The organism is Chitinophaga rupis (assembly GCF_900109685.1).
In the GTDB taxonomy this organism is placed as follows: Bacteria; Bacteroidota; Bacteroidia; order Chitinophagales; family Chitinophagaceae; genus Chitinophaga; species Chitinophaga rupis.
In genome coordinates this window covers 269,805-289,836 of sequence record NZ_FOBB01000001.1, presented here as the reverse complement: position 1 = coordinate 289,836, position 20,032 = coordinate 269,805, and the positions used below count along the sequence as shown (strand labels likewise).

Here is a 20,032-nt window from a genome sequence, read left to right as displayed (position 1 = left end):
GATCATAAATGTAAAAGTGGAATACTGCTACGCCAGGGATTAAGCCATCTACGCAACATCCCACTTTTACATTCTTTTATTTAGCCCGGATATACTACCTATATAATTGATCTTACAAGACCGCCGTCTGCACGCAGGGCGGCGCCGTTGGTTGCGGCCGAGAGCGGGCTGGCTACATAGGTGACCAGGTTGGCTATTTCATCCACACCGGCAAAACGTTGTATGAGGGAAGAAGGGCGCATGGTTTTAAAGAAATCTGCTTCTACTTCCTGCTCTGTTATGTTTTTGGAAGCGCCTATCTGTTTTATAAATTCTTCCACCCCTTCAGAGCGGGTAGGGCCGGGCAGCACACTGTTCACCGTTACGCCGGTGCCTTTGGTCAGCTCTGCCAGACCGCGGCTAATGGACAGCTGCGCGGTTTTGGTAGTACCGTAATGGATCATTTCTTCCGGGATGAGAATGGATGATTCACTGGAAATAAAAATGATGCGGCCCCAGTTCTTTTCCAGCATTTTGGGGAACAGTGCGCGGGACATACGTACACCGCTTAATACATTCACCTCAAAAAAGCGCAGCCATTCTGCATCGGTAATTTCTGTAAAGGGTTTGGGCTCAAAAATACCGGCGTTGTTAACGAGGATGTCTACAGCGCCCAGCCTGGCGATCAGTTGATCTACTTCTGCGGCTTTGGAAAAATCGGCTGCTATACCGGCTGCTTTGGCTCCGGGTACCTGTTGGTTCAGCTTTGCTACTGATTCATCTACTTTCTGTTGTGATCTGCCGTTAATAGTAACGGTGGCGCCTTCCTGCAGCAGCTGTTTGGCAATGGCAAAACCAATGCCCTGTGTGGAACCGCTGATGAAGGCTGTTTTGCCTTTTAACTGTAAGTCCATTTTATAAGTGTTTATTTAAGTTGTTATCAATTTCCGGGTGTAAAGGTCCGGATGAATTTCCTATAAATAAAATAGTTTGATTTATGGCTTGCTATAAATTTATTTATAGTTTTGCCCTATGATCAACTTTGAGTGGTACCGCACCTTTAAAGCGATTTACCAAACCGGTACCTTAACCGGCGCTGCGCAGGAGCTGCTGATCTCCCAGCCTAATGTAAGCCAGCACCTCTCATCCCTGGAAAGCTACATAGGTCAGCAGCTGTTTGAACGTAAGCCACGTAAAATGGTGCCAACTGATTACGGCAAGCTGTTCTACACCCAGATCATTGAAGCGGTGGAGAAGCTGGAAAATGTAGAAACGCATTTCCGGCATGATTGTTTAAGCAAGCGGCTGCCGCTAACCAGCATTGGCGCGCCCAAAGAATTTTTTAACGCCATGCTGGCCCCCCATATCAGCCAGCTGCCGGCGCCTATTGTAGCGGAATTTGGCGTTACCAAAGACCTGGTGCCCCGCCTTACCAAGGGGGAGCTGCATTTTTTAATTTCCACCAAACAGCTGGAGCTGCCTAATATTATATATGAACCGGCTATGCATGAAAAATTTTTGCTGGTAGCTAATGCAGGGTTAAATGCCATGGAGTTTGAGCAGCATCTTGATAACGGTGAGCTGGATAAGGCTGAAGAATGGCTGCTCATGCAAAACTGGTTTGCCTACAGTAGTGACCTGATGATCATTCGCCGCTTCTGGTTAGAGAATTTCCGTAAAAGACCTTCTGTAAAACCGCAATTTATCATTCCCGATTTTGATGCCATTATCAGCTCCCTGGTGCATGGGGAGGGCGTTTCCATTATTGCTGATTACCTGGTAAAAGACCTGCTGGCACAGGGGCCGCTGAAGGAGCTGTGGCCCGGCATTGCCACTACCGGGAACACGCTGTACCTCGCTTACGACAAAACAAAGGTCACCACCACCCAATTGGATATGATGCGCTACTGGCTGCAGCTATCTGTGCTTACCATTGCTTAATAGACACATATTAACCGGAATTTTACCTGATTTTAACGCATCGGAGAAAAACTGGTTAAGATATGAGTATCTTAGGTAAAGATCAATAAAGGCATTTGTTGAGGCAATAGATAATTTTATGGCACTACAGTATGAAAGGGGGAAATTATCTATAATTCTTTTTATTTATAATGTCGTATACATGTTGAGTGCTTTATCCATTGGATGATAATAGTACGTTGCTGCCTGCCAACAAGCAGCAAAGCTGGTTTCCCCGAACAATGAAGAACAATGAAACAACTGTGAACCAAAACTAAAATCTAAGTCGTCATGAATCCTAAGCCGTATCTGCTATTCATAATAGCAATCGTATGCTGTGTGGGAATGCGCGTCTATGCACAATCTGTTCCGCTTAAAGGTAAAGTAACCGATCAAGCCGGGAACCCTGTAATTGGCGCTACCATTAAGATCCAACACAGCAGTAAAGGCACCACTGTAGGCGCCGATGGCACTTTTGAGCTCAGCGTGGAAGCTAACGCTGTACTGGAAGTAACTGCCATTGGATTTGATCCGGCCCGGGTGAACGTAGCCAATCAAACCACTGTTACCATTACACTTACTGAAAACAAAAAAGAGCTGAATGAAGTAGTCGTAACTGCTTTGGGTGTTAAGCGCGAAAAGCGTGCGCTCACTTACAGCACGCAGGAAGTGAAAGGCGCTACCCTGGTAGAAGCCAAGGAGCCCAACATTGTAAATGCATTATCCGGCAAGGTAGCCGGCGTGCAGATCACCAGCTCTTCCGGTACGCCGGGCAGCTCATCCCGCATTGTAATACGCGGCGCTACCTCCTTTTATGGGGAGAACCAGGCACTGATCATTGTAGACGGGGTGCCGGTGAATAACGATGAAACAGGCAACCTCAATTCCGGCCCGGGTACCAACCGCTTAGCGGATATTGATCCGGCTATTATTGAGAACATCAGCGTGCTGAAAGGTGCTGCTGCTACGGCGTTGTACGGCTCTGCCGGTGCAAGGGGTGTTATTATGATCACTACCAAAAGCGGGAGTGCGGTCACTAAAAAACCTTCCGTGACATTTTCACAGGATGTTTCTTTTGAAACACCCTGGCTGCCGGAAGTGCAGGATAAATATGCCCAGGGTGAATACAATACCGTTACCAAACGATATGAATATTTTAATGGTGAGGATAAAAAGACCAGCAGCTCCTGGGGTCCGTTAATGGATACTTTAACGGTGAACGGGCAAAAGTTAAAAAAGTATAACCAGGCTAAAGACTTTTTTAAAACAGGCATTACCAGCAACAGCACCGTGAGTGTGAATGGCGGTAATGGTTTGTCAGACTACTTCCTGTCGTACTCTTACCTGAAGCAGACCGGTACCACTCCCAAAACGGATTATGACCGGCATGCACTGTTTGCAAAATACAATACCAAAATATTAAATAACCTGACCAGCACTTTCCAGCTAAACTATTCCAGCTCGCAGAACGATCGTTTGCCGGAAGGTTATATCCTGGAAGCGCCCATCTGGACGGTGCTTACCGCGCCTATTTCCTGGAATCCGCTGCCCTATGAGAATGCAGATGGTACCCAGCGCGTGTACCGTTATTCAAGGAACAATCCTTACTGGGTGCTGGATAATATTTATAACAAAGCAACCGTAAACCGCTTTATACCGGTTGTAACGCTGCACTATACGCCTACCAACTGGTTAACGATAACGGAAAGAATGGGTGCGGATATTTATTCTGAACAGGATAAGTACCGCGAATCCAGGGGATCTTCTGCAAACCCCGCGGGCCGTATTATTGAGCAGAATCTAAACTACCGCCAGTTTAACCACGACTTTATTGTAAACGCTACTAAAGATGTGGGCGACTTTAACCTGAACCTGCTGCTGGGTAATAACGTATACTCTGCGTATAACCAAACAGAGTATGCAAAGGGTACGGGTTTGAATATTGATGATTTTGATAACATTGGCCAGGCATCTTCCATCGCATATAATGAAACGCATTACCAGAGCCGTAAAGTTGGTTTTTATGCGCAAGCCAATGTGGACTGGAAGCGGATGTTCATCCTGTCACTTACAGGCCGTTATGACGGTAGCTCCGTATTATCACAGGATAAGAGCTTTTACCCTTACGGTTCTGTAGCCGGCAGTTTTGTGTTCTCTGAGCTATTATCACCGGCTGTAACAGATGTAATGAATTTTGGTAAGATCCGTTTGTCTTATGCAACGGTGGGTAATGATAACGTACGCCCGTACCAGTTGAATACGCCTTACCAGCTGCCACAGGGCAGTGGCGATGCTGCCGGGGTAGCTGGTATTATTTTTACCAACTATGCTTTCCCCTTCCAGGGACAAACGGGGTATTTGCTGAGCCAAACGCTGGGTAACCCCAGCCTGAAAAATGAACGCCTGAATGAGTTTGAAGTAGGTTTGGAAACTAACTTTTTCCGCAACCGCTTAGGGCTGGAAGCTTCTTACTTTGTACGTAAAACAAAAGACGGTATTATTCCCGGTGTGCCTATTGCGCCCTCTACCGGTTATGCCGGTACTACCGTAAACTCTGCGCAAATGCAGAACAAGGGGCTTGAAATATTACTGAATGCCAAACCGGTGCAAAGCAAGGATTTCAGCTGGGATATGACGATCAATTTCACCCGCATCCGTAATAAAGTATTAGCCATTTACAACGGCCAGTCACAGATAGGGAATGGTTTTACCAGCATTATTGTAGGCCAGCCTTACGGTGCAATTGTAGGTACGTTGTTTAAAAGAACGGCTAGCGGGCAGCTGCTGATAGATGATGCCGGTTTGCCCTTCTCTGATTCCACCGGTGTAATAGGGGATATTAACCCTGACTGGATGGGGGGCATCTCCAACACCTTCCGGTATAAACAGTTTAGCCTGAGCTTTTTGTTTGACATGAAAAAGGGCGGTGATATACAGAATAACGTAGACGGCTATGGATATTTTTATGGTACGCCCAAAGCAACGGAAGACCGCGCCGACCGGGTAGTGGAAGGCATCAATGCATCAGACAACAAAGCTAATACTACCATGGTAACCGGGCAGGATTACTGGCGCCGTTTAAGCGCGGTAACAGAATCCGTGATACAGGATGGTACTTATGTAAAGCTGCGTACCATTAGCCTGAGCTATGATTTTGGAAGATCGCTTTTCCCGAACAGCTTTGTAAGGTCAGCTTCGCTCATTGTAACCGGGCGTAACCTGTGGATCTATAGTCCGCACTTTACCGGCGGCGATCCGGAAGTAAGCTCCTTTGGCTCTTCCAGCGGATCACAGGGTATGTATTCATTCTCTACGCCCACCTCACGTTCTGTGAACTTTACCTTGAAAGTAAGTTTCTAAAAACTTAATTGAACTGTCATGAACAAAGTAATATATATCATTGCAATAGCGGGTTGCCTTCTGGCGGGTGGCTGTAAGAAATTCATTGATGTGAATAAGGATCCTAACCGCCCTTCCTCTGTGCAGGAACCGTTGATACTGGCGCCTGCAGAGCTGGTGGTTACACAGTCATTATACGCCGGCAATGTATCTACCATTATACAGGAGTACCTGCAAACCATGGCGCTAAACCAGCCCGTACCTAATTCCGGCACTTATTTTATGGTGCAATCGGATATGAACGGCGACTGGACCGTTCTATATGCCACCTGCCTGAATAACCTGGCGCGGCTGGATTCCGTGGCTACCCTAAACGGGAATACGAATTATTCAGCCATTGCTAAAATACTGGAAGCATTCTGCTGGGGACAAGGTACTGATCTGTGGGGGGACATTCCTTTCACGCAGGCGCTGGCCGGCGCCGGTAACTATACACCGGTGTATGACAAACAGGAAGATATTTATAAAGGTATTCAGCAACTGCTGGACGATGCCATTGCGGACATTGCCAAACAAGGTGTTATAGTACCGGGAGATGATGATTATCTGTACAAAGGAGATATGGATAAATGGCAACGGCTGGCCTATACCTTAAAAGCGCGCTTTTACATGCACCTTACCAAAGCGCCGGGTTATAATGCCGCCACCCAGGCAGATCTTGCATTACAGGCGCTGGACAAGGGCATGACTGCTAATGATGATGACCTGAAATTCCCTTACCAGGGTATTGAAGGGCAGGAAAATATCTGGTTCCAGACCTTTTTACCGGGATCTACCTTTATACTGGCATCCGGTTTTATAGATACCTTAAAAGCGCGTAATGATCCCCGGTTAACCTATATGGTAAAACCTGCAAAAGAAACGGGTTTATATACCGGCCGGCAGATAGGATCGGCGCTGGGCAGCCTGGAAGCCTACTCCCGCCCCAGCGATTTTTACCAGGGCGCTAATGCCTACAATTATGTGGTGAATTATTCGGAGGCCTTGTTCCTGAGAGCGGAAGCCACCTTCATTAAATCAGGTTTTGCAGCAGCGCAGCCTATTTACCAGCAGGCCATACTGTCGCACATGACAAAGCTGGGCGTAACCAGCGGTGCTGTAAGCACCTATATGACCGCACGTGGTACGCTAACTGCTACAAATGCGCTGCAACGTATTATGGAAGAAAAGAGCACTGCTAACTTTTTATCTGTAGAGAATTTTACGGATTGGAGAAGGACCGGGTTCCCGGTAATAAAGAAAGTGCTGAATGGCTCTTCAGAGGTGCCGCGCCGCCTGTTATACCCGCAGGTGGAAGTGATCTCTAACCCGCAGCCACAGCAGAGCGCCAAGCTTACGGACCGTGTGTGGTGGGATCAGCAATAAGAGGTTTGATAATAGCGATTAATAAAACGGGCTATCCCGAAAAGCAGCAGCCGGTTTGTGTAAAAGCAAACCGGCTTTTTTTAATCGCTTCTTAAACTCTTTATTGGATTCATCAGGGCTGCTTTCATTGACTGGAAGCTGATGGTGAACACGGCTACTACCATCATTAGTAAACCGGCTATGGCAAAGGCCCACCAGGGTACGGCAATACGGTAGGCAAAATCATCCAGCCATTTGTTCATGGTCCACCAGGCAATGGGCGTGGCTATTACAACGGCTATTACCACCAGGCGAATGAAATCCCGTGTCAGCAAATGTATAATACCGGTTACGCTGGCGCCCAGCACCTTGCGGATGCCTATTTCCCTGGTACGGCGGCTTACGCTGTAGGCAGTAAGGCCCAGCAACCCCAGGCAGGTAATGAAAATGGTGAAGATGGAAAAGATGGTAACGATCTCGCCTAAACGCGTATCAGACTGGTATTGCTGGTTAAACATATCGTCCAGGAAAAAGTAGTTAAACGGATGATCTTTAAAATAAGCCTGCCACTTTTTTTCTACCGCACTTACGGTATGGCGTATGTCGCGGGCATTCATTTTTACCGCAAAATAGTTAGTATACCGTGGCTCATACGTATGTATCATGGGCAGCAGGGCTTCTTTTAAAGAGCGCTGGTGGTAGTTCTTCATTACGCCTGCAATTACTGACTGCCCGCCCCAGAAATTTATTTTGCTGCCAACGGCTGCTTCAGGGGATGCAAAACCCAGCAGGCGCACGGTTTCTTCGTTAACCAGCACTTCGTCCTTATTGAGTGAGCCGGCTATAAAATTGCGGCCGGCGGCCATTTTAATATCCATAGCCGGCACAAAATCAGCATCTACACCATAGACGTAATAGTTATAGCTGGACTTTTGATCTGCGCCTACCCGCGTTACGCCGCTGGTTGAGGAAATGTCGCTTATATCCATACCTGGCATAGCACCGCCCATGGCTACCCTGCTTACGCCGGCCAGCTGCTGCAGCTCAATTTTAAATGCCGCGTTGCTGGTGCTGTCATTTTCCAGCGCGGGCGCTTTTATAACCATTAGCTGGTCCAGGTTTACGCCCAGGTCCTGGCTGCGCATAAAGTATAATTGTTTGTATACAATAATAGAGGCTACCAATACCACAGAAGCAATGGTGAACTGCCCCACCACCAGTGTTTTTCTCAACGCGCCGCCTTCCAGCGCATTGGTAAAGCTGCGGTTAAGCGCACTTACTGCTTTTACAGATGATAAGGCAATGGAAGGGTATAAGCCGGATAAAAGCCCGTTCAGCAGGAACAGGGCTGCACAGGTTGTCCAGAAGTAGCTGCTGGTAAAAATGCCCACTGTAGCCCCTTTACCAACAATATTGGCGTACATGGGCAGGCATAGTTGTATAAGCACCAGCGACAGTCCAAATGCCATGATATTGATGAGCAGGGATTCTGTAAAGAATTGCTTTACCAGCGTCCAGCGGTTGGCGCCCAGTATTTTTTTAATGCTGGCTTCTTTGAGGCGTTCTGCGGCACGGGCAGTAGTAAGGTTCACGTAGTTGATGGTGCCTATCAGCAATATCAGGAAAGCCACTACCAGCAGGAACTGTACGGTTTTGGCATCGCCGTTCACTTCCGGTTCGTAGGTTTTCCGGGAATGCAGGTGTATGTCTTTGATCAGTTCTGCTTTATAGATCTTATCCTTTAAGCGTTCTTTGGAAAAGGCTTTCAGCTTATCGTTAAAGGCTGCCAAACTGGTATGAGGGGCCATTTCCAGGTAAGTGAAATTATTATTGGCGTTCCAGCCGTTCAGGTCATAACCCTGCTTTGCTACAAAGTTCAGGGACAGCAGAATGTTATATTTCAGGTGGGTATTTTCCGGTACATCTTTTATGACACCGGTTACAGTGACTATCTGCGATCTGAGATTTAAAGTTTGCCCAATGGGGTTTTGGTTTCCAAAGATCCTGGCTGCGGTACTTTGCGTGATCACTGCATCCATAGCGCCTTTCAGTGCTGTAGATGGATCGCCCTGTATAAAGTGGCAATTGAAAATGGAAAAAAAAGATGCATCTGCTGCATATATTTTATCTACCAAAAAAGCCTGGCGCCGGGTGTTGGTTATTTCACTTTGTCCTATCCGTTGTACCCGCACAAAATCTTTTACTTCCGGCAGCTGTTTTTTTACTGCAGGGGCCATGGGCGGGTGGGTTTCACAATCTGTTACCACGTAAGCGCCATCTTTATACAGGTCCAGCGTTACGCGGTAAATATTATCTGCTTTGGTATAAAAATTCTCGTAACTATTTTCAAAGCGCACATAGTTTATAATAAGCAGGAAAGCGGCCATGGCTACGGCCAGCCCGGTAATATTGATAATGGAGTAAAAACGGTCTTTCCAGAGATTACGCCAGGCAATTTTAAGCGAGTGGTTTTGCATGTCGGGTAGAATGAGTTGCATACAAGGCACACTCTTTATGCCAAATACGCATCCTGCTCATTTTCAATGAATAAGTGGGGTGGGTGCCGGGCGTGATGTCCGGAAATGAACAGCGCCTGTCCGCTAACGTTAATCAAATAATTCCTGCTCTTCTGTGTAGTAAGTTTTGCGGCCACCCACTGCTTTGTGCTGAATGGTGGCGCCGGAAGGGCTATGTGTTTTTTTAGGGTTATGAATATCCATGAAATCACGCACCTCCCCGCTGATAATATCCGGGTGTGTTTTCAGGATCTCTTTTTCAGCTTTGTGCAGCACGTCTTTGATAGACTTAGCCAGCGCTTTTATTTTAGCTTCCGGAATTTTCTGGCTGCTGGAAAAGGGGGAGATGCCGGCATCCCACAAAATCTCATCAGCATAAGCATTACCAATACCGCGAATAATATGTTGGTCCAGCAGCAGGTTTTTGATATTGCCCTTTGTTTTGGAAAGCTGTTCTTTTAAAAAGGCAGCGGTCATTTTAGGGGACAGCGCATCAATGGCCTCCCGCTCTTCCGGGTTCAGCGTAGGGGTGGCTTGTCCAAAACCGTCTGTCATGGCCAGCCCGGTATCATCATCAAACAGCAGCTCAATAACGGTATGTTTATGGGTGTTCTTCTTTTCAAATAAATGCAGCTGTCCCCGGAGCATTAAATGTAAGGCCAGCACATCGCCGCTGTCAAAATCAAAATGCAGCTCTTTACCTACGCGGTGCACTTTTTTCAGCTTCTGACCCTTCAAGGTTTTTTGCAGGACTGCAGCAGATACATTCAGCTTTTTACTGTTGTGAACAATTACTTTCTGCAAAGTTTTTCCTGCTAATGTTTTTTCCAGGTTACGGCTAAATACCTGCAGGTCTGGTAATTCAGGCATGGCGGTTTATTTTTTGTTGTACCAATTTAAGATTTCATTCCCAATGGCCTTTATAAATTTCTTATCGGTATTGCTGTCGGTTTTCCAGCCGCTTTTCAGGTAGCGGACAATGCCTATCTGTTCATCATTCAGGGTTACATCCAGCTTGGTACATACCCCGTTCAAACAGGTTTGCGTAATGGGAATGGCTTCTCCTTTATAATCTTTTCCATTGTAATTAAAGGCTACGGGTATGGGCTCCTGCTCCAGCTGTGCGATCAGCTCCTGTAAAAATTCCACTAAATGTTTGCGTTGGGTTTTGGCGCTTACGCTCCACTTTTCACTGTCAAAACGTTTGTGCGCCAGCTTGAGCTTAAGCCCGCTCATGGAGGTGGTATAATCATCTGCATTCAGCTTACGTACATTCTGGTGCGCAAATATATACCAGTGGTAAGCTGTGCCCACCGGCACTCCGCTGCCTTCCGGCGCTTTGCCTGCGCGGCGTTTGGTTACGGCGTAGGATATTTCCCAAAGGTCCGGCGTGATCTTGGTTTCATGCCATTCCCCTTTATCATAATACCATTTGTGGCTTTTACCCACCTTCATACCGGTATACCGCTGTCCTTCAAATTCCTTGAACTGGTCGTAGGTAACGGAAAGGTCTTTAAGCGCTTCCTTTTTTTTACGGGTAGCAGGCACCTTTTCCGTGGCGGTTGTTTTTTTGGTGGTTTTACGTTTAACCGGTTTCCGTTTGGCAGGGCTTACCCTGGTTTTGGATGCAGTGGCCATAAAAATATTTTTAATGAGTAGATGCTTACACAATACCTTAAAGATGTAAGCAAAAAGGCCGTACTGCGTTACAGCTCATCAGTAGCGGGCTGTAGCTACATACTGCTCTTTTTAAGGGTAGCCTCAAAGCATGTGCCTAAATATGGCAGCTTTGCCGTATTTTGATGATATGATCTGCCGTTTGGGATTATTTACATTTTTAATGATGGCTTATTTTTCCGCATCAGCCCAGCTGGAGCAATCCATAAAGGATACGCTGGCTAAATACCCCGGGGTGTATGCCGTGGCATTTAAAGACCTGCAAACCGGCACTGAGCTGCTGATCAATGCACAGGAAACTTTTCATGCGGCCAGCACCATGAAAGTGCCGGTAATGATAGAAGTATTTAAACAGGCGGCTGCCGGGCGCTTTGCGTTATCGGATTCCGTAATGGTGAAGAATGAATTTAAAAGCATTGTGGATAGCAGCGTTTATCATTTAAACCCGGAGGACGATAGCCAGGAGGAGCTATACCAGCAGGTGGGCAAGCGCAAAACCTTATCTGCATTAATGTATGAGATGATCATCATGAGCAGCAACCTGGCTACCAATCTTATCATTGAAATGGTGGACGCTAAAAATGTAACCCAAACCATGCGCACCCTGGGCGCTGCACATATATAGGTGCTGCGGGGTGTGGAAGATGATAAGGCGTTTGAAAAAGGATTGAATAATACTACCACGGCTTATGACCTGATGCTGTTATTTGAAAAAATAGCACAGGGTAAGGCGGTAAATGCCACTGCTTCCCAGGCTATGATTAAGATATTACTGGATCAGCATTTTAATGATGTGATCCCCGCTCATCTGCCGCCGGATGTAAAAGTGGCTCATAAAACCGGTGAGATCAGCGGTGTGCGGCATGATGCCGGTATTGTTTTTTTACCCGATGGCCGTAAGTATGTGCTGGTGCTGCTCTCCAAACAATTACCTGATGTAAAGGCCGGCATACAGGCCATGGCCAACGTTTCTGCCCTTATTTACCGGCATATGCAGGCAAAATGAACTATACTATAGTGTACTACCTATTTGTTTGTATATTGTGGTATTGATAATTCCTGTTATGAAGAAGTTTTCCATTGCTGTTCTTTTATTAATAAGTGTCTTTGGGACAGATATTCTGCATGCGCAGTCTAAAGCTGCCTGGATCTGGTATCCCGGTGATTTTGAAATATGGCTGGGCAATAAAATGCAGAACCGGCGTACGGAGCGCGGCGCTTTCCTGCCCCCTTTCTGGCGCATGGACAGTCATTATGTGCTGATGGATTTTCACAAAGTATTTAATCTTGCTGCGCCGGAAGAAGTAACACTGTATGCAGAAGGATCGTATAACGTAAAGCTGGATAGCAAAATGCTGCCGGGCCGCCCGCAAAAGGTAACCATACCGGCGGGGGAACACCGGCTGAATATAAAAGTATATAACCAGAACCAGGTGCCTGCCATTTTTGTGCAGGGAAAAACAGTGGTTTCCGATTCCACCTGGAAAGTGACCTACGAGGATAAGGAATGGATTGATGCCACGGGCATGGTATCGTCCCAGTCAGGCACTAAATGGCTGCAGGCCGGTTCCTGGAACTTTCATGACCCGTTGATGCCGCCTTCCCGGTTTAAGCTGGATGTGCAGCCGCAATTGCCTGTAAAAACCACGCGCAGCGGACAATCCATGCTAGTGGATTTTGGTAAGGAAACGTTTGGATTTATACAGCTGCATGGCCTAAAGGGGAATGGTAAAGTAGCCATTTATTACGGGGAGTCGCAGGAAGAAGCCCTGGCCACCACTACCTGTGAAACGCTGGACCAGCTGGATGTGCAGCAGGCCGCCGCTAAAGATTCCACCATGCCGCTTTCCAAGGCATTCCGTTTTGTGAATATACAGTATGAGGGTGATGTGAAGATAGATTCCGTATCCATGTTGTACGAGTATTTACCCGTAGCTAACCGGGGTAGCTTCCATTGCTCCGATGAGCAGGTGAACCAGATCTGGAACGTGGCCGCCTATACGCTGCACTTAAATACCCGCGAGTTTTTTATTGACGGTATTAAGCGCGACCGCTGGATCTGGTCCGGCGATGCATACCAGAGCTTTCTGATGAGCTATTACCTGTTCTTTGACGCGCCTACGGTATCCCGCACCCTGCTGGCCCTGCGCGGTAAAGATCCGGTGAGCAGCCATATAAATACCATTATGGATTATACCTTTTACTGGTTCCTGGGTATTTATGATTATTACCTGTACACCGGCGATGAAACTTTTATACAGCAGTTTTATCCACGTATGCAAAGCCTCATTGAGTTTTGCCTGCAACGCCGTAATAAGGATGGTATGCTGGAAGGTCTGCCCGGCGACTGGGTATTTATTGACTGGGCAGATGGGTTAAGCAAACAGGGAGAGGTAAGCTTTGAGCAGCTACTATTTTGCCGCAGCCTGGAAACCATGGCCCTGTGTGCAGATCTTGTAAAGGATAATGCCGGCGCTGCACAGTACAAACAGCTGGCTGCCGGCCTGCGCACCAAACTGTTTGCCTACTACTGGAATGCGGGTAAACAGGCGCTGGTGCATAGCCGCATAAATGGTAACCCTACCAATTATGTAACCCGTTACAGCAACATGTTCTCCATCTTTTTTGATTACCTCAATGAAGCACAGAAGCAGGGCGTAAAACAGCATGTGCTGCTGAATGATAGTGTGCAGCAGATCACCACACCCTATATGCGTTTTTATGAGCTGGAAGCTTTATGCGCCATGGGTGAGCAAAATTATGTGCTGAAGGAAATGAAAGATTACTGGGGTGGTATGCTTAAGCTGGGCGCTACCTCTTTCTGGGAAAAGTATGATCCCAAAGAAAAGGGTGCGGAACATTATGCTATGTATGGCAGGCCATTTGGGCGCAGCTTATGCCATGCCTGGGGTGCCAGTCCTATTTATTTGCTGGGCAAATATTATTTAGGTGTACGGCCTACAGCACCGGCTTATAAAAGCTGGATAATGGAGCCTGCCTTAGGCGGCCTGCAATGGATGGAAGGTACAGTGCCCACACCGGATGGGGATATTAAAGTGTATTGCAGCACTAAACAGATCAAAGTGCAATCCGGCACGGGCACGGGTATACTGCGTTTTAAAAGTAAAAGCAAGCCTGTATGTGCAGGCGCGGAGATTAATGCAAGGGGAAATGGGGTGTATGAGATAACAATAGAAAAAGGAAAGGCCTATGAGGTAAAGTATGGTCTATAATACATTCGCTTTTTGTAACTTCACCAGCGTGTAATTACGCAAATGGAAAAGAATACAATTCACGCTGCTTTATTCGGCGTAGCCATTGGAGACGCTTTGGGCGTGCCGGCAGAATTTGAGGACAGGGAAACATTAAAACTTAAACCGGTAGTTGATTATGAGGGGTACAAAAGTCATGATCAGCCTCCCGGCACTTTTTCTGATGATAGCTCACTAACTTTCTGTTTGGCAGAATCGTTGGTGAACGGCTATGACTTAAAGGATGTGGGCCACAAATTTATTGCATGGTACCGGAAAGCTTACTGGACCGCCCGTGGAGAAGTGTTTGATATTGGAATGACTACAAGAAGGGCTATTGAGCGATTGGAAAGAGATATCCGCCCAGACCTGGCAGGTGATTTTGAACCAGAGCAAAATGGAAACGGTTCCCTGATGCGCATAATGCCTTTGCTTTTTTATATCAGGGATATGAGTATAGAAAACCGGTATGCTATCACCAAAGAAGTATCTTCTATTACACACGGCCATATACGCTCTATAATTGCCTGTTTTTACTATCTTGAATTTTCCCGGCGTTTGCTTAATGGCATGGACAAGCATACTGCTTATGCGCAAACGGCACCGGAGGTACACACGTTCATTACGCAACAGGGCATCGTAGCCAGTGAAATAAGCTTGTTTGATCCGCTGTTGAAAGAAGATATTACACAATACAATATTGACACCATTCCTTCTTTCGGATATGTAATAAATACTTTGAAAGCCAGTATGTGGTGTTTTATGAATACCGATAGTTATGAAAAAGCAGTATTAACCGCTGTGAACCTGGGTAATGATGCAGATACTACAGCTGCTGTTACCGGCGGCCTGGCCGGCCTGTATTATGGGTATGAACACATTCCTGAAAAATGGAGGGATGGCCTGCACCGGCATGAAGATATTTATAACTTATGTGAAAAGCTTACTGCAAAGTATTTATAATTTTATATCAAACACATCCCTCAACGCTCTTTTAGCCGCATGAAACCCACACATGCCATGCACCCCGCCACCGGGCGGTGTGGAAGAAGAACAGATATAAACACCCCTAGCAGATGTTTTATAGGGCGACCAGCGCAATGCGGGGCGGGTATATAATTGCTGAATGTTTTGTATGCCGCCATTAATATCGCCACCAATATAGTTGGGATTATACGCCTGCATTTGCGCGGTATGCATGGTGTGCCGGCCTATGATCAACTTTTTAAAACCCGGTGCATAGCGCTCCACCTGGTTCTCTATAATGTCCGTCATATCCTGCTGCGAGCCATTGGGCACGTGGCAATACGCCCAGGCCACCTGTTTACCCTGCGGGGCGCGGGAGGTATCAAACAAACTTTGCTGCGCTAATAATACATACGGTTGTTGCACATGCTGCCCGGCGGCCGTAGCTTTTTCACCAGCTGCAATCTGTTCAAAGGTACCGCCTAAATGCACAGTGCCTGCCTGCCGGCATTCCGCTGCAGTAAAGGGGATGGCCCCATCCAACGCCCAGTCTATTTTAAAAACACCCATACCATATTGGTAGTGCTGCAGCTGCCATTTGTATAAAGCGGAGAACTGGTCGCCGGCTATGTCCAGCAGTTGCTTAGGTGTTACATCCAATAATACGGCGCGGGAAGGGGGCAGCTGGTTGAGCTTCTGCACATAAAAGTTAGTCTCAATTTTTCCGCCAAGCGACACAAAATAAGCCGCCAGCGCTTTGGCAATAGCTACAGAGCCGCCTACCGGAACAGGCCAGCCCTGTGCATGCCCGGCTGCCAGCAGTACCAGCCCAATGGCGGAGGTGGTGAGGTTGCTAAGCGGTTGTATGGCATGCGCGGCCATACCGGCCCATAAGCCCCTTGCTTTTTGTGTATGAAAACGTTTAGCCAGGAACGTTGCAGATGTTAATGCATTCAACCCAAAACGGGCCATCACTAAGGGGTGTTTGGGAAAACGTAAAGGCCCCAGTATGTCAGGCGCCAGCTGTGGCAGATCCTTTACCAGCGGTTGTAAAAGCTGTAAATAAGTTTGCTCATCGCTCCCCAACAGTTGTGCAGTTTCCTGAATGGATTTCTTTAGCACTGCGGCGCTGCCATCATCAAAAGGATGCGCTGCGGCTACTTCGGGGTATATGAATTGCAGGCCATGCTGCGCTAAAGGTAAAGAGGAGAAAAAGGGAGAGATAACAGCAGTGGGATGAATAGCAGAACAGATATCGTGCACAAAACCAGGCAGCGTAAGCTCCGCAGAGCGTAGGCCGCCGCCAATAGTTTCCTTCCCCTCTACCAGTAAAACGGATAAGCCTGCCTGCTGCATAGCAATGGCGGCTGCCAGTCCGTTGGGGCCGGAACCTACTACCACTGCATCATATTCGGATTGCTGCATGTTATCAAAATAAATGTTTTTTACTGACAATGTGGTGGGCTCATTTCCATTTTTCCGGTTTGAACAGCACCTTACCATCCCGCTGTATCACCCAGGCGGTAATGGGGTTCATATGATAGCCGCCCATATCTGTGCCACGTGCATTCACTAATTGCTGTAAAGTGGGCTGCGTATATCCTGTTTCATCAATGGCGCGGCTCATGATCTCTGTGGTATCTCCATTCCACTGCCATAAATAACGGAAACCGGTATGCGCCTTGTCCAGCACAGGCTCCTGCAAACGGGCTGCCTGCCAGGTTTTGCCGGCATCTGTGCTGATCTCTACTTTCACAATCTTGCCCCATCCGCTCCACGCAATACCGCGGATCTCTATCCAGCCTTTGGCCACCTGCTGCGGAAAAGCAGGGAAGGTAATGATGGAGCGCGCATCCATCTCAAAGCTGAACTGACGGATGCTGTCTTTTACGGCATAAGTGTATTTGGAAGTTTCTTCCCGCGTCATATAAGGCTGGTCGGAAAGCTCCAGGCGGCGCAGCCATTTTACGCTGGTATTGCCTTCCCAGCCAGGCAGCAATAAACGTACGGGATAGCCCTGCTCCGGGCGGATGGCTTCCCCATTCTGCGCATATACGATCATGGCATCGTCCCAGGCTTTTTTAACAGGGATGCTGCGGGTCATAATGGCGGCATCACCGCCTTCTGCCAGGAACCAGCTGGCCTTGGGCTGCACACCTACTTCGCGGAACAGAGTGGAAAGCATTACACCCGTCCATTCACTCTGGCTGGTAAGGCCACAGATCTCCTGCGGAGTAAGCGTTTCCTTACTATTGCGGAAGTTACCGGAGCATTCTAAAAAACAGATGCGGGATACAGATGGAAAACGTTTTAGATCGGCCAGGGTGAACACCATGGGCTTATTTACCATGCCATGGATCAGCAGCTCATATTTATGCGGATCAATCACCGGTACGCCGGCATGATGGCGCTCATAATGCAGGTCAGATGGGGTGATAACACCATACAGATCCTGCAGCGGTGTGCGCGAAGAAATATCGGAAGTTTTTTTTACTACGTGCTCAAATGCAGAGCGGGTGCCTATTTCGCCGGGAGGCGGCCCTATTGTTTTAGTAGGGTCTGCTGACTGCAGCACAGATTCCGGTATGGCCGCCTGGATCATTTTCCCGTAAGAGGATTTGAACAGCATTACAGCGGCAGTAGCGGCCCCGCCTAACATAGTACGCCGGCTGATCTTTCTTTTACTCATACAATCACGGTTAGCGAACCTCCGGCCCTGCATGCCGGTTATCCGGTACAAATAATTTTTTTGCAGGCATGGTCACCTTTGGTAAAGACGCTGCGTTCATCACTGTTTGCGCGGTAATAATATTGCTGGCATGTAAGATATAAGCGGTAAGGCTGTATACTTCATTATCCGTTAAAGTACCGGGCGCATTGTAAGGCATGGTTCTGCGTACATAATCGAAAATGGTAGTAGCATAGGGCCAGTAGTTACCAATGGTCTTTAGCTTGTTACGGTCTGCGCCGGCGCTGTCATTCATCAGCGCAGGACCAGGCAGCTTTACATCCATCGGTTCTGCACCGGTGCCATGGCAGGCGGCGCACTTAGCCATGTAAATGGTTTTGCCGGTAATGGCATCACCGGCGCCGGGTGGCAGTCCTTTTCCATCCGGCCGTACATCTATATCCAGCTTTGCTATTTCGGCCTGCGTGGCCGGCCGGCCTAATCCAAAGGTAGCCGGCCAGTTGGCAGTATCTTGTAAAACCATTGTGCTGTTACTATTGTGCTTACAGGACATGCAGAGCATATAACCATACAGCATATACGTTTTAAATCGCATGCCTGTTAGTATTTACCTGCATCCAGCGTACTGGGTTTTACCTGGTAAGGCCGGTTTATGCGGTCCAGCACTACGTAAATAGAATCTTTATGCTCATCCACACCTTTCAGTATTACGTGCGATCCGTCTGTTGTTTCATATTGCAGCACCATGCGGTTCCGGTGCTCATTTTTGAGCGGCACCGCAAATTCACGGTCGCGGCGGGCAGTCCACACCGTTTTATCGATCATGTGGTTTTCATCGCCAATATGCGACCAGGCTGTTGGGGAGATCCAGTTACGATCAGTGGTATCCAGGTCGTGCTTGCGGCCTTCTTTAGCCAGTGGCCTGCCTGCATTCAGATCATAATTCTGATCGCCACCCACACCGGCTACGCGGTTCCTGCGGTCGGGGATAGCTTTGTATTTATCCTGCAGGTATAGCACATGGTCAATGCTGTCTGCATAGTAGTGGAATACCCGTTGCCCCCCACCGGTACCAGTGAGCTCAAAGGTGCGGTTAATGTCCCGCATAGGATCGCCACCACCGTTAGAGAGGTCAATGAACGTTGCACGATTAACCGTATACGTTAGGCTGGTCCATTTTTCAAAGGTTACCCGTTGCCAGCGGATGCTATCAGTAGGATCATAAGGAATGACCCTGTTATTAATGCGGAACTCCGTTACCCGGTAGTTACCTCTTAAAGCACGCACACCGGCAGTGGAGGGTTGTTTATAGGGATCATACTTATAATTCACCAGCTGCAGATAATACAATACTCCCAGGAATAATACGATCACACCGGTTTTCAAAGCTACGCGCGCGTACTGCCATCCTTTTGAGAATACAGGGAAATAGTATACCGGAATGGTATACTCTTCTTTGATCCAGTAACGGTATAGCTTGGGCACATCCTGCACCAGCAGGAAGGCGCCTAACAGCACAAAATAAGAGCTGTATACATGCACACCGCCATCATAAGCAAAGTTCACATACACAATATCGCCTAAAGCGCCTACCAGCAGGGCTGCGCCCAGGGTAGTGGTTTTGCGGAAGAACAGCAGCGTACCGGCCGTTACCTCCACTATACCTGCAAATACCTGGTACCAGGGTACTATACCGATGATAAGCCAGTAGATCTTTTGTGCAGAGAAATCGCCAAAGTTAGTGTTCAGCAATCCTAAAGATGGGAAAGGCATTTGCACCGGCAGCAGCTTGGTAAAGCCAAAGCCAATAATGCCAATGCCTGCACGGTAGCGCACCACTACCCGCAGCCAGTAATACAGCTGGTTATATTCCAGTGGCGGATCTTTACGGCGGCTGTCTATCACTGTCCATATTAAACCTCCTGCAACAGATACCAGGAAAGTAATGATCCAGTTGGCATAACCGTACAGGGGGCTGCCAAAGATGGTGTTGCCAAAAACATTGATCCCGGAGCCAAATCGCGCAATATCATACAGGTCGCGGTAATGCAGGCGTGCCCAGTTAATATGGAACACATGGCTGTACCATTCCGCATTATTGGGAATTGAGATGGCCACAAAAAAGATAAATGCAATGCGGAAAGCAATCAGCTCATATGTTTTCCAGGGCGTGGAAATGCCGGGCAGTGGCGGAAGCTGGTTATTCCTTGCGGCATGTATTTCAGGAATGGTGATGGTAGACATAACAATAT

Annotated in this window: 13 protein-coding genes and 1 pseudogene; 6 read left to right on the top strand and 8 right to left on the bottom strand. The window is 47.7% G+C overall.

The features are described 5' to 3' along the window. Positions 1-98: 98 nt before the first annotated feature. Positions 99-893, bottom strand: coding sequence for an SDR family NAD(P)-dependent oxidoreductase (locus BMZ54_RS01085; protein WP_089906305.1), 795 nt, complete (start codon positions 891-893; stop codon positions 99-101). A 118-nt stretch (positions 894-1,011) separates the two neighbouring features. Between BMZ54_RS01085 and BMZ54_RS01080 the strand changes: the two genes are divergently transcribed. The 3 genes from BMZ54_RS01080 (at position 1,012) to BMZ54_RS01070 (ending at position 6,702) form a co-directional block, all read left to right on the top strand. Then, positions 1,012-1,920, top strand: a complete 909-nt coding sequence (locus BMZ54_RS01080) for a LysR family transcriptional regulator (protein WP_089906304.1) — start codon at positions 1,012-1,014, stop codon at positions 1,918-1,920. A 309-nt stretch (positions 1,921-2,229) separates the two neighbouring features. Next, complete coding sequence (locus tag BMZ54_RS01075; RefSeq protein ID WP_089906303.1) at positions 2,230-5,298, top strand: SusC/RagA family TonB-linked outer membrane protein; 3,069 nt, start codon at positions 2,230-2,232, stop codon at positions 5,296-5,298. An 18-nt stretch (positions 5,299-5,316) separates the two neighbouring features. Continuing rightward, positions 5,317-6,702 carry a SusD/RagB family nutrient-binding outer membrane lipoprotein gene (locus tag BMZ54_RS01070; protein WP_089906302.1) on the top strand — a complete coding sequence of 462 codons (1,386 nt, stop codon included), beginning with the start codon at positions 5,317-5,319 and terminating at the stop codon, positions 6,700-6,702. 80 nt (positions 6,703-6,782) lie between these two features. Here the strand turns inward: BMZ54_RS01070 and BMZ54_RS01065 are convergent, their stop codons facing one another. From BMZ54_RS01065 to BMZ54_RS01055, 3 genes are all read right to left on the bottom strand, one after another. Further along, positions 6,783-9,179, bottom strand: coding sequence for an ABC transporter permease (locus BMZ54_RS01065; protein ID WP_089906301.1), 2,397 nt, complete (start codon positions 9,177-9,179; stop codon positions 6,783-6,785). Between the two features lie 108 nt (positions 9,180-9,287). After that, complete coding sequence (locus tag BMZ54_RS01060; RefSeq protein ID WP_089906300.1) at positions 9,288-10,067, bottom strand: Fpg/Nei family DNA glycosylase; 780 nt, start codon at positions 10,065-10,067, stop codon at positions 9,288-9,290. 6 nt (positions 10,068-10,073) lie between these two features. Further along, the gene (locus BMZ54_RS01055; protein WP_238386451.1) at positions 10,074-10,835 is read right to left on the bottom strand and encodes a hypothetical protein; all 762 of its coding nucleotides are present in this window, start codon (positions 10,833-10,835) and stop codon (positions 10,074-10,076) included. Positions 10,836-10,965: 130 nt separating this feature from the next. Between BMZ54_RS01055 and BMZ54_RS33290 the strand changes: the two are divergent. From BMZ54_RS33290 to BMZ54_RS01040, 3 genes and pseudogenes are all read left to right on the top strand, one after another. Continuing rightward, positions 10,966-11,880: pseudogene (locus BMZ54_RS33290) on the top strand (serine hydrolase). Between the two features lie 58 nt (positions 11,881-11,938). Further along, entirely contained in the window at positions 11,939-14,107 is a 2,169-nt protein-coding gene (locus BMZ54_RS01045) for an alpha-L-rhamnosidase-related protein (RefSeq protein WP_089908181.1), read from the top strand. A gap of 42 nt (positions 14,108-14,149) precedes the next feature. Next, entirely contained in the window at positions 14,150-15,088 is a 939-nt protein-coding gene (locus BMZ54_RS01040) for an ADP-ribosylglycohydrolase family protein (protein ID WP_089906299.1), read from the top strand. On the opposite strand, the gene BMZ54_RS01035 is transcribed toward BMZ54_RS01040, so the two are convergent. From BMZ54_RS01035 to BMZ54_RS01020, 4 genes are all read right to left on the bottom strand, one after another. Continuing rightward, positions 15,083-16,516, bottom strand: coding sequence for a phytoene desaturase family protein (locus BMZ54_RS01035; protein ID WP_089908175.1), 1,434 nt, complete (start codon positions 16,514-16,516; stop codon positions 15,083-15,085). The genes BMZ54_RS01040 and BMZ54_RS01035 overlap by 6 nt on opposite strands. Positions 16,517-16,556: 40 nt before the next feature. Then, a complete protein-coding gene (gene soxC, locus BMZ54_RS01030; RefSeq protein WP_089906298.1) occupies positions 16,557-17,780 on the bottom strand; it encodes a sulfite dehydrogenase in 1,224 nt (407 codons plus the stop codon). A 10-nt stretch (positions 17,781-17,790) separates the two neighbouring features. Further along, the gene (locus BMZ54_RS01025) at positions 17,791-18,303 is read right to left on the bottom strand and encodes a c-type cytochrome (protein ID WP_202909104.1); all 513 of its coding nucleotides are present in this window, start codon (positions 18,301-18,303) and stop codon (positions 17,791-17,793) included. Between the two features lie 77 nt (positions 18,304-18,380). Continuing rightward, complete coding sequence (locus BMZ54_RS01020) at positions 18,381-20,024, bottom strand: hypothetical protein (RefSeq protein WP_202909103.1); 1,644 nt, start codon at positions 20,022-20,024, stop codon at positions 18,381-18,383. Positions 20,025-20,032 lie beyond the last annotated feature (8 nt).

Coding starts and splice junctions, on each gene's coding strand:
- BMZ54_RS01085 (WP_089906305.1), bottom strand. CDS start 893: ATGGACTTACAGTTAAAAGGCAAAACAGCCTTCATCAGCGGTTCCACA.
- BMZ54_RS01055 (WP_238386451.1), bottom strand. CDS start 10,835: ATGGCCACTGCATCCAAAACCAGGGTAAGCCCTGCCAAACGGAAACCG.
- BMZ54_RS01080 (WP_089906304.1), top strand. CDS start 1,012: ATGATCAACTTTGAGTGGTACCGCACCTTTAAAGCGATTTACCAAACC.
- BMZ54_RS01020 (WP_202909103.1), bottom strand. CDS start 20,024: ATGTCTACCATCACCATTCCTGAAATACATGCCGCAAGGAATAACCAG.
- BMZ54_RS01035 (WP_089908175.1), bottom strand. CDS start 16,516: ATGCAGCAATCCGAATATGATGCAGTGGTAGTAGGTTCCGGCCCCAAC.
- BMZ54_RS01060 (WP_089906300.1), bottom strand. CDS start 10,067: ATGCCTGAATTACCAGACCTGCAGGTATTTAGCCGTAACCTGGAAAAA.
- BMZ54_RS01040 (WP_089906299.1), top strand. CDS start 14,150: ATGGAAAAGAATACAATTCACGCTGCTTTATTCGGCGTAGCCATTGGA.
- BMZ54_RS01025 (WP_202909104.1), bottom strand. CDS start 18,303: ATGGTTTTACAAGATACTGCCAACTGGCCGGCTACCTTTGGATTAGGC.
- BMZ54_RS01065 (WP_089906301.1), bottom strand. CDS start 9,179: ATGCAACTCATTCTACCCGACATGCAAAACCACTCGCTTAAAATTGCC.
- BMZ54_RS01045 (WP_089908181.1), top strand. CDS start 11,939: ATGAAGAAGTTTTCCATTGCTGTTCTTTTATTAATAAGTGTCTTTGGG.
- BMZ54_RS01070 (WP_089906302.1), top strand. CDS start 5,317: ATGAACAAAGTAATATATATCATTGCAATAGCGGGTTGCCTTCTGGCG.
- BMZ54_RS01075 (WP_089906303.1), top strand. CDS start 2,230: ATGAATCCTAAGCCGTATCTGCTATTCATAATAGCAATCGTATGCTGT.
- soxC (WP_089906298.1), bottom strand. CDS start 17,780: ATGAGTAAAAGAAAGATCAGCCGGCGTACTATGTTAGGCGGGGCCGCT.